The sequence below is a fragment of the Pseudomonas sp. 05N434 genome, assembly GCF_056396965.1.
Genome location: NZ_JBFTMK010000156.1, coordinates 1 through 9,128 on the forward strand (window position 1 = coordinate 1; position 9,128 = coordinate 9,128).

Below are 9,128 nucleotides of genomic sequence, written 5' to 3' on the forward strand. Positions count from 1 at the left end.
TCGCGAGCCTGCTCGCGATGACGCCCGAACGGTCAGCGAAGATTCAGAGCCGATCCGCCCACTCAACCACCGGCATCTGTCGCTTCATCAACACCTTGCCCCCGCGAATCGAATACAGCGGCAGACCCTGGCTGCGGATCACCTCGTAATCGCTGTCCGCCGACAGAATCAGCAGATTCGCCGGCCGGCCCCGTTCCAGACCATAGCGATCGCCCAGGTTCATCGCCTTGGCACTGTTGTCCGTGACCAGGTCCAGCGCACTCTGCAAATTGCGATAACCGAGCATGTGGCAGATGTGCAAACCGGCCTCGAGCACCCGCAGGATGTTGCCATTGCCCAGCGGATACCACGGGTCGACGATCGAGTCCTGACCGAAACACACGTTCATCCCCGCTTCGAGCAACTCATTCACGCGAGTCACGCCACGGCGTTTCGGGAAGTTGTCGAAGCGGCCTTGCAGGTGAATGCTTTCGGTGGGGCAAGAAACAAAACTGATCCCCGAGTGCCCGAGCAAGCGAAACAGTTTCGCGCAGTAAGCGTTGTCGTAGGAGCCCATCGCCGTGGTGTGGCTRGCGGTGACGCGCGAACCCATGTCGCGGCTGCGGGCCTCTTCGGCCAGCACTTCAAGGAAGCGTGAGTGCGGGTCGTCGGTTTCGTCGCAATGCACGTCCACCAGACAGCCCGTGCGTTCGGCCAGGTCCATCAGGAACTTCACCGAGCTTACGCCCTGGTCCCGGGTGTATTCGAAATGCGGAATGCCGCCGACCACATCGGCGCCCAGGCGGATCGCTTCTTCCATCAGCTCGCGCCCGTTGCGGTACGACTCGATGCCTTCCTGGGGGAACGCGACGATTTGCAAGTCGATAAGGTGGTGGCTTTCCTCGCGGACTTCGAGCATCGCCTTGAGCGCGATCAGTTCCGGGTCGGTGACATCGACGTGGGTGCGCACGTGCTGAATGCCGTGGGCGGCGAGGGTCTGGATGGTTTTTTTGGCGCGGGTCTTGGTGTCTTCCTGAGTGATGGTGGCCTTGCGCTCGCCCCAGCACTCGATACCTTCGAACAGCGTACCGCTCATGTTCCAGCGCGGTTCGCCGGCAGTCAGGGTGGCATCGAGGTGAATGTGCGGTTCGACGAAGGGCGGCACCACCAGATTACCGCCGGCGTCCAGGTCATCCGGCCCCAGTGACGGGGCTTCGGTTTGCCGGGCGATGCTGTGAATCAGGCCGTTTTCCAGGTGCAACTCATGCAGGCCTTCTTGGTTGCGCAGGCGGGCGTTGATGATATGCATCAGGCGAGTCCTTTTAGAGATCTTGTAGTGGTGCTTCGGCGGTACGGGCACCCAGTACGCCGGTCAATAACACATACGTTAGCGCGGCAGTGGCAATCCCTACCAGCGGCGCGATCCACGGCGAGCTGAATGCTGCGACGGTGCCGACCGCATAAGCGCTCAGGCCAGGCCAGTTGAACGCCGGCAACCGGGCATCGGCCAGGCGTGGATATTGCCCACGGTAACGGAAGAAAAAGTCCGCCATGATCACCCCGCCAATCGGCGGAATCACCGTGCCCAGCAGAATCAGGTAAGGCACCAGCATGTCGTACATGCCCAGCAGCGCCAGCAGCGTGCCGATCACCGCGCCGGCCAGGGTCACGGTTTTGCGCCGGCCGGTGCGCAACAGATTGCAGCCGGCGACGGCGAAGTTGTAGATCGTGTTGTCCTGGGTGCTCCAGATGTTGAGCAGCAACATCGCCATCGCGGCCATGGCGAAGCCTTGCAGCAACAGCACTTCGACTACGTCCGGTTGCTGATAGACGATCGCGCCATAGGCACCGATCAACACCATCAGGCCGTTGCCGATGAAAAAGCCGATCAGGCTCGCCAGCACCGCGACTCGCGCCGAACGGGAGAAACGTGTCCAGTTGGTCGCCTGGGTCGCGCCACTGACGAAGGTGCCGAACACCAGGGTAATCGCGGTCGACCAGTCCAGTGTTGCCGTCGGCACCACGGCGAGCAAACCCTCGAGCCCGCCGACCTTCACCGTCGCGACCCACATCGACAGCGTCAGCAGCAACATCATGGCGGGTACGGCGATGTACGACAGAATCTCCAGCCCRCGATAGCCGATGTACGCCGTGGCGCAAAAGCCCAGGCCGAACAGCACCATCAGCCCCAGAACGGTGCTTTCGCTCAGTTCGAAATATTTGCCGAGTACGACGGCTGCGGTCGCGGTGCCCCAGGCGTACCAGCCGATCTGGGTGAAGCCGAGGATCAGGTCGCTGAGCTTGCTGCCCACTTCGCCGAAGCAGAAACGGCCCATCAGTACCGAATTGAGGCCGCTTTTGAAGGCGATGTAGCCAAGCCCGGCTGCGTAGATTCCCAACAGCAGATTGCCGGCGATGATCACCGCCAGCATCTCGCTGAAACTGAACGCCACCCCCAGCTTGCCGCCGGCAAACATGGTCGCCGTGAAGAAGGTAAAACCCAGCAGCACCATGGCTGTGGAGGCGAGCCCCTTGCGGGCATGCATCGGGACTTCGCTTAAAGGGTAATCGTTGCCCGGATCGTTCTGCGTCATGTGGCATTCCTTGCTGGATGGAGGACGCGAGGGTGTTGCAGTGCTCGTGCCAATGGCGCGAGGGTGTTGTTCTTTATAGCCGAGCCGGCGGATTTAGCCTGAAGAGGGGCACGAAAGCAGTGCGGCAGTGGTTCAAATTGGAACGCAGCAATCAGGTAGTCACAACGTCCTGTGGCGAGGGGGCTTGCCCCCGTTTGAGTGCGTAGCGCTCACAAGATCTTTGGTATCTCAGAGATTTTGGGGCCGCTTCGCGACCCAACGGGGCGATGCGGCGTTCCGACAAGCCCCCTCGCCACAGGGTCTCCGTCGCTCAGGCGTTCTGTGCCAACGGCAAAAACCGCAATATCGCCGCCATGATCGCCTCCGGTGCATCCTCCTGCACCAGATGCCCGGCATTCGCAACGGGATGAAACTGCGACCCCGCAATCATCTGATGCAACGCCCGCCCGCGTTCAATGGGAATCCATTGATCGTTTTCCCCCCAGAGAATCTGCACCGGGCAGCGAATCGTCGGGTACAGCGCTTCGACCTCGCGGGTATAACGCTCATCCATCTGCGCGATCTGCCGATAGAACGCCGCTTGCCCCGAATCACCCAGCCAGGGCTGCACGTAAGGCGCCAGCTCCTGATCGGAAATCTCGCGCTTGATCGCGCCACGAATATAGGTCGGCACAATCGCCCGTTGAATGTAATCAGGCAGCCCGCTGAACGCCGCTTCATGCTGACGCACATGCTGCACGAACGGCGAACCCCAGGGCGACAGCGCCACCGGGTCAATCAGCGTCAGGCTGCGGTAATCCTTGCCATCGAGCAGATGCGCGCGCAACACAGTGGCGCCGCCGAAATCGTGGGCTACCACGTCTGGCCGTTCCAGGCCCCAGTGCTCCAGCAATTGCGCCAACAGTTGGTTCTGTACGCCCAGCGACACATCGCCGTCCGGCTGTGCGGACTGCCCGTAACCCAGCAAATCGAAGTAATACACCCGGTGCGTGGTGATGAAGTGCGGCGCGATCCTGTGCCACACATGAGAAGAGAAGGGCGTGCCATGCACGAACACCAGCGGCGGACCGTCGCCACGTACGGCGTAGCGAACGGAGTGCCCGTTGAAACGATAGGTCTGAGCCAGCGGCCAGTCAGTCATGGGTGCGTCCTCTTGGCGTGTGCGAGCCCAAAAGCATAGGCATAAAAAAACAGCCATTGAAGGCTGTTTTTCATATCACTGACGAAACGCATTCTCCTTATGGGATTTACGTTTACTCACCGCGATAGATGCAACCGCTGGTGCAGGTCTCGTGGATGCGGATCGCGCTGAGTTCCGGCAACAATGGCTTCAACTCATTCCAGATCCACTTGGCCAGCACTTCGCTGGTCGGGTTTTCCAGGCCGGGAATGTCGTTCAGGTAATTGTGATCGAGGCGCTCGTAGAGCGGCTTGAAGATCTCTTTGATTTCAGAGAAATCGCGGATCCAGCCGGTGTGCGGATCGAGGTCGCCGCTCAGGTGAATCGCCACTTTGAACGAATGACCATGAAGGCGGCCGCACTTGTGGCCGTCCGGTACGTGGGGCAGGCGATGGGCGGATTCGAAGGTAAATTCTTTGAAGATTTCCACAGTGATGTTCAGCTCTTTCAGGTGGCGATCGCCGCGGCGATGTGGGCAGGTGGCGAGTTTACCAGAGCTCCGGGCAAAACACTGACTAAAGGGTCAGCAAGCGCTCGCCGAGGCGACCGTTGGCGGCCAGTTCAAGGAATTCATCGCCCAGGCGACGGCTTTCATCCATCGTTGCGCGCCAATACTTCTGTCGGCTCGGGGCATCGCCCATGAAGCGCTTGAAGTCGTTGCGGTCCGGCAGCTTGCCGTAGGGCAGGCGTGCCAGGTATTCCTTCGACGGGGCCAGCAGCAGAACATCCTGCAAGCGCTCAGGGCAGGCGCGGCGCCATGGCAGCGTCTTGTCGAACCAGCCGGGGATCACCCGGTCGGTGAAGTGCGGATACAGCACGATGTCGTTGCCGCTGTAGGGCAGGTCGAGGTGATAGTCCAGCAGACCACCATCGCGGAACGTCCCCGCGCCGGCCCCCGGCAAGTCGCGTACGCCTTGCATGACCATCGGGATCGAACCCGAGGCCAGCAGGGCCTGGCGCAGGTTGCCGGCATTCAGTGAGATGAAGCGCGACGGGAAGTCGTTCAGCGCGTTGACCGGTGGTGCCAGGCGCGGGTCGTGGATGATCAGCCGCTCGAAATGCCGCGACAACCGTGCGCGACCGCGCAGGTTGTCGGCGATCACTGACGACAGGCCCAGCCCCAACCGGCCGCGATGATCGTCCGCCAACAGGCCGTGGCTTTTGACCACCATGATGTTCAGGCGGTAGTGGGCGTTATCCAGAATCGCGGCATCGCGGCCGTCGAGCAAGTCATCGAGCATGCGTCGGGAGCTCTGGCTGATCTGCGCCATGGTCACGCCTTTGGCGAAGTTCTGCTCGGTGTACAGATGACCGAGGCGGCGGATGCCTTCGGCGGCATCCGGCAGGCAGGCGCTGGCGAACCGCCAGGAACCCACCGAGGCGCCGATCAGCGAACGCTCCCGGGGCGCCGCCGGCAGCCATTCGCCAAACAGCGCCAGGTCCAGACCCTGAATCCCCAGCGCTTTCGGGCCACCGGCGGCGCCCGGCAACGTGCCCACATCGGCAGCGTTCAAGCCGTTGGCACGGATGCGCGCCAGAGCACGCGGGCCGGCCTTGAGGGTCAGGGAAGGGAACTTGATGTGGATAGCGGTCATACCGGTCTCGATGTCTGGCAAGCAGGGATTATAAGCACCTCTTGGGCTGCGATTGTCCCCGATCAATGCAGGAGCTGCCGAAGGCTGCGATGCTTTGATTTTTGGCTGCGTCATGCACGCAAAAAATCCAAATCAAAAGATCGTCCGATCGCGGCCCGAGCCTTCGGCAGCTCCGGGTTATGCGTAAGCTATTCCCAATGATGGCAATTCAGTTTCAGTTAAGTTCGAATCGCTAAGGTCGCGCCGTCGGCAACACATAAGAAAATACGGAGCCACCCCATGAAAATCCTGACTGCCCTGTTCACCGCGTCCCTCATCTGCCTGACCGCCAGCCTCGCTCATGCCCGCGACCTGGGCCCCGACGAAACCCTGAGACTGCACGACGCTGGTACCATTGTGTCTTTCGAGAAGCTCAACGCCACCGCTCTGGCCAAACACCCCGGCTCGACCATCACCGGCACCGAGCTTGCAGAAGAGTACGGCAAGTACAAATACCAGATGGAACTGCGCGACCCGCAAGGCATTGAGTGGGATATGGAATTGGATGCGGTCAGCGGGCAGGTTCTCAGGGATCATCAGGATACGTAATGAAGGTGCTTTCATTTTCAAGCATGGCGCTGGTGCTTCTGGCTTTTTGCTCGGTGGCCGTGGCCCGCGACCTGGATCAGGACGAAGCCCTGCGCCTGCGCCAACAGGGCGTGATCCTGCCGCTGGAGCAGCTCTTGCAGCAAGCGCTGGACCGCTATCCCGGGGCCAAGTTGCTGGAAGCCGAGCTTGAAGAAAAACACGACGTCTATGTTTATGAAGTCGAGCTGCTGACCGCCGAAGGCGTGGTGCGCGAGCTGGACGTCGATGCCACCACCGGCCACGTGCTTAAAGACAAGGAAGATTGATCGATGCGTTTGCTCCTGGTGGAAGACCACGTGCCGCTGGCCGACGAATTGATGGCCGGCCTCAATCGGCAAGGCTACGCCGTGGACTGGCTGGCCGACGGCCGCGATGCGGTGTACCAGGGCAGCAGCGAGCCTTATGACCTGATCATCCTCGACCTCGGCCTGCCGGGTTTGCCGGGGCTTGAGGTGCTGGCGCAGTGGCGGGCCGGTGGCCTGGCCACGCCGGTGCTGATTCTCACCGCACGCGGTTCCTGGGCCGAGCGGATCGAAGGCCTCAAGGCCGGCGCCGACGATTACCTGAGCAAACCCTTCCACCCGGAAGAACTGCACCTGCGCATTCAGGCCTTGTTGCGCCGCTCCCACGGCCAGGCCAATCAGCCGACACTCAAGGCCGCCGGGCTGCACCTGGATGAAGGTCGCCAGTGCGTGACCCGCGACGGCGCCGACATCCAGCTCACCGCCGCCGAATTTCGCCTGCTGCGCTATTTCATGCTGCACCCCGAACAGATCCTTTCCAAAAGCCACCTCGCCGAACACCTCTATGACGGTGAAACCGAGCGCGACTCCAACGTGCTAGAAGTCCACGTCAATCACCTRCGCCGCAAGCTCGGCCGCAGCGTGATCGAAACCCGTCGCGGTCAGGGTTACCTGTTCGGCGGGCAAGCCCAGTGAGGTCGATCCAGCGTCGCTTGAGCCTGGGCCTGATCAGCGTGATGGTGATCGTCGGCCTGGTGCTGGCGCAAACCAGCCTGTGGCTGTTCGAAATGGGTTTGCAGCGCTACCTCGAAGCCGGGTTGCGCAACGACAGTGAAAACCTGCTGGTGGCGCTGGTGCGTGGCCCGCAGGGGTTGCAGCTGGATGAGCGCCATCTGTCGCCGGCCTATCAGCGCCCGTTTTCCGGGCACTATTTTCGTATCGACTTTGCCGACAGCCATTGGCGCTCCCGCTCGTTATGGGATCAGGACCTGCCGCGGCTCGAACACCCGGGCCTGAACAGCAACCTGCAACTGGGGCCGGAAGGGCAGCAGTTGCTGGTGCTGCGTTCGGACTACCGGCGGCTGGGCCAGGCGATTTCCATCAGCGTCGCTCAGGACTACACGCCGGTGCGCGAGAGTTTCTGTCGCATGCAACAAGTCGGTCTCGGGTTGGGGCTGGCGGGGCTGTTGCTGATTTTGCTGTTGCAACGGATCACCGTGCGCCGCGCCTTGCGCCCGCTGGAAAAGGCCCGCGAGCAAATCGCCCAGTTGCAGCAGGGCCAGCGTTCGCAACTCGACGAAGCCGTGCCGGTGGAGCTGGAACCGCTGGTGGCGCAGATCAACCATTTGCTGGCCCATACCGAAGATAGCCTCAAGCGCTCGCGCAATGCCTTGGGCAACTTGGGGCATGCGTTGAAAACCCCGTTGGCAGTGTTGTTGAGCCTGGCTTCCAGCGAGAAGCTCGATGCGCACCCGCAGCTGCGCAAGGTGATTCAAGCGCAACTGGAGCAGGTCCAGCAGCGACTCAATCGCGAACTCAACCGCGCCCGGTTGTCCGGCGATGCGCTGCCGGGTGCGTTGTTTGATTGCGATGCCGAGCTGCCGGGGTTGCTGGCCACGCTGAACATGATTCACGGTGAACACCTCGACCTGAGCTACCGCGCACCGGCCGGTTTGCAACTGCCGTGGGATCGCGAAGATCTGCTGGAGTTGCTGGGCAACCTGCTGGACAACGCCTGCAAATGGGCGGATGCCGAGGTTCGGTTAAGCGTGGTTGAAACGGCTGAAAGTTTTCAGTTGAGCGTGGAAGACGATGGGCCGGGGATTCCCGAAGACCAGCGTGACCAGGTGTTCAGCCGCGGTACACGGCTTGATGAACAGACCGATGGGCATGGATTGGGATTGGGCATCGTGCGCGACATCGTCGACACGTGGGGCGGGGTGTTGAGGCTGGAGGAAAGCGAGTGGGGCGGCTTGAAAGTGATGATCGAACTGCCCAAACGCTGACACAGAGCGGAAGCCAACCCATAACCCTGTGGGAGCGCAATCCGTTACATATCGGCAATAGCCGTTCGCTTTGACAAGGGGACGATGCTGCGGCACAGTGCGCGCCCTCTAATAAAACCCTCTCTTCAATCCGCTGGCGGCGCTTGTGCGCACTGCCGGACGGACTCTTTCCGCTTGCCTTGAGGTAACGATGATTAATGCAGTAATTGCCGCGGTCGGCATCATGCTGATACTCAGCCTGTCCCGCGTGCATGTGGTAATCGCGCTGATTGTGGGTGCGCTGGTCGGTGGTTTGACCGGTGGCCTGGGGATCGATGCGACCCTCAAAGCCTTCAACAGCGGCCTCGGCGGCGGGGCGACAGTGGCGTTGTCCTACGCCTTGCTCGGCGCGTTCGCCGTGGCCATCGCCAAGTCCGGCCTGGCCCACGCCCTGGCGGACAAAGCCCTGGCCATGGTCGATCGCCAGCACACCAACGGCGGCGGCAATGTCAAATGGCTGCTGATCGGCCTGCTCTGGGTGGTGGCCATCGCCTCGCAGAACATTTTGCCGATTCATATCGCGTTTATCCCGTTGCTGGTGCCGCCTCTTTTATATGTGCTGACCAAACTGCAACTGGACCGGCGGTTGATCGCCTGCGTGATGACCTTCGGGCTGATCACGCCGTACATGTTCCTGCCGGTGGGCTTCGGCAACATCTTCCTCAATGAAATCCTGTTGGCCAACGTCGCCCGTAGCGGGGTGGACATCAGCGGCATCAACGTCACCCATGCCATGGGCATTCCGGCGCTGGGCATGGTGTTTGGCCTCGCGGCAGCCTTCATCAGCTACCGCAAGAAGCGCGTTTACGACCTGGAAAAGATCGAGCAAGTCGAACAGGTCGCGGTGCAGTACAACCCCTTGAGCC

At 61.4% G+C, this 9,128-nt stretch carries 10 protein-coding genes; 5 read left to right on the top strand and 5 right to left on the bottom strand.

All coding sequences use genetic code 11. The features are described from left to right. Nucleotides 1-43: 43 nt before the first annotated feature. The 5 genes from codA to AC1DLB_RS12515 all read right to left on the bottom strand — a co-directional run bounded on the left by codA (nt 44) and on the right by AC1DLB_RS12515 (nt 5,348). Nucleotides 44-1,288: a cytosine deaminase gene (codA, locus tag AC1DLB_RS12495; RefSeq protein ID WP_018925368.1), complete on the bottom strand. Its 1,245-nt coding sequence runs from the start codon at nt 1,286-1,288 to the stop codon at nt 44-46. 13 nt (nt 1,289-1,301) lie between these two features. Further along, the gene (gene codB, locus AC1DLB_RS12500) at nt 1,302-2,573 is read right to left on the bottom strand and encodes a cytosine permease (RefSeq protein ID WP_477743748.1); all 1,272 of its coding nucleotides are present in this window, start codon (nt 2,571-2,573) and stop codon (nt 1,302-1,304) included. Between the two features lie 310 nt (nt 2,574-2,883). Continuing rightward, nucleotides 2,884-3,714 carry an alpha/beta fold hydrolase gene (locus AC1DLB_RS12505; protein ID WP_477743747.1) on the bottom strand — a complete coding sequence of 277 codons (831 nt, stop codon included), beginning with the start codon at nt 3,712-3,714 and terminating at the stop codon, nt 2,884-2,886. Nucleotides 3,715-3,826: 112 nt separating this feature from the next. Then, on the bottom strand, nt 3,827-4,183 hold the full coding sequence (gene queD / locus AC1DLB_RS12510) for a 6-carboxytetrahydropterin synthase QueD (RefSeq protein WP_007933061.1): 357 nt from the start codon (nt 4,181-4,183) through the stop codon (nt 3,827-3,829). Nucleotides 4,184-4,268: 85 nt separating this feature from the next. Beyond that, nucleotides 4,269-5,348, bottom strand: a complete 1,080-nt coding sequence (locus AC1DLB_RS12515) for a patatin-like phospholipase family protein (protein ID WP_477743746.1) — start codon at nt 5,346-5,348, stop codon at nt 4,269-4,271. 279 nt (nt 5,349-5,627) lie between these two features. Here AC1DLB_RS12515 and AC1DLB_RS12520 point away from each other — a divergent pair, with 279 nt between their 5' ends. The 5 genes from AC1DLB_RS12520 to AC1DLB_RS12540 form a co-directional block, all read left to right on the top strand. Next, nucleotides 5,628-5,936 carry a PepSY domain-containing protein gene (locus AC1DLB_RS12520; RefSeq protein ID WP_018925372.1) on the top strand — a complete coding sequence of 103 codons (309 nt, stop codon included), beginning with the start codon at nt 5,628-5,630 and terminating at the stop codon, nt 5,934-5,936. Further along, complete coding sequence (locus tag AC1DLB_RS12525) at nt 5,936-6,241, top strand: PepSY domain-containing protein (RefSeq protein WP_018925373.1); 306 nt, start codon at nt 5,936-5,938, stop codon at nt 6,239-6,241. Before AC1DLB_RS12520 ends, AC1DLB_RS12525 begins: the two co-directional genes overlap by 1 nt. A 3-nt stretch (nt 6,242-6,244) precedes the next feature. Then, a complete protein-coding gene (locus AC1DLB_RS12530; protein ID WP_018925374.1) occupies nt 6,245-6,913 on the top strand; it encodes a response regulator transcription factor in 669 nt (222 codons plus the stop codon). Next, a complete protein-coding gene (locus AC1DLB_RS12535) occupies nt 6,910-8,223 on the top strand; it encodes a sensor histidine kinase (RefSeq protein ID WP_018925375.1) in 1,314 nt (437 codons plus the stop codon). The genes AC1DLB_RS12530 and AC1DLB_RS12535 overlap by 4 nt, the downstream gene beginning before the upstream one ends. A 193-nt stretch (nt 8,224-8,416) precedes the next feature. After that, the coding region (locus tag AC1DLB_RS12540) for a GntT/GntP/DsdX family permease (protein WP_477785070.1) at nt 8,417-9,128 on the top strand (712 nt) is incomplete at its 3' end.

Coding starts and splice junctions, on each gene's coding strand:
- AC1DLB_RS12505 (WP_477743747.1), bottom strand. CDS start 3,714: ATGACTGACTGGCCGCTGGCTCAGACCTATCGTTTCAACGGGCACTCC.
- AC1DLB_RS12520 (WP_018925372.1), top strand. CDS start 5,628: ATGAAAATCCTGACTGCCCTGTTCACCGCGTCCCTCATCTGCCTGACC.
- AC1DLB_RS12525 (WP_018925373.1), top strand. CDS start 5,936: ATGAAGGTGCTTTCATTTTCAAGCATGGCGCTGGTGCTTCTGGCTTTT.
- AC1DLB_RS12515 (WP_477743746.1), bottom strand. CDS start 5,348: ATGACCGCTATCCACATCAAGTTCCCTTCCCTGACCCTCAAGGCCGGC.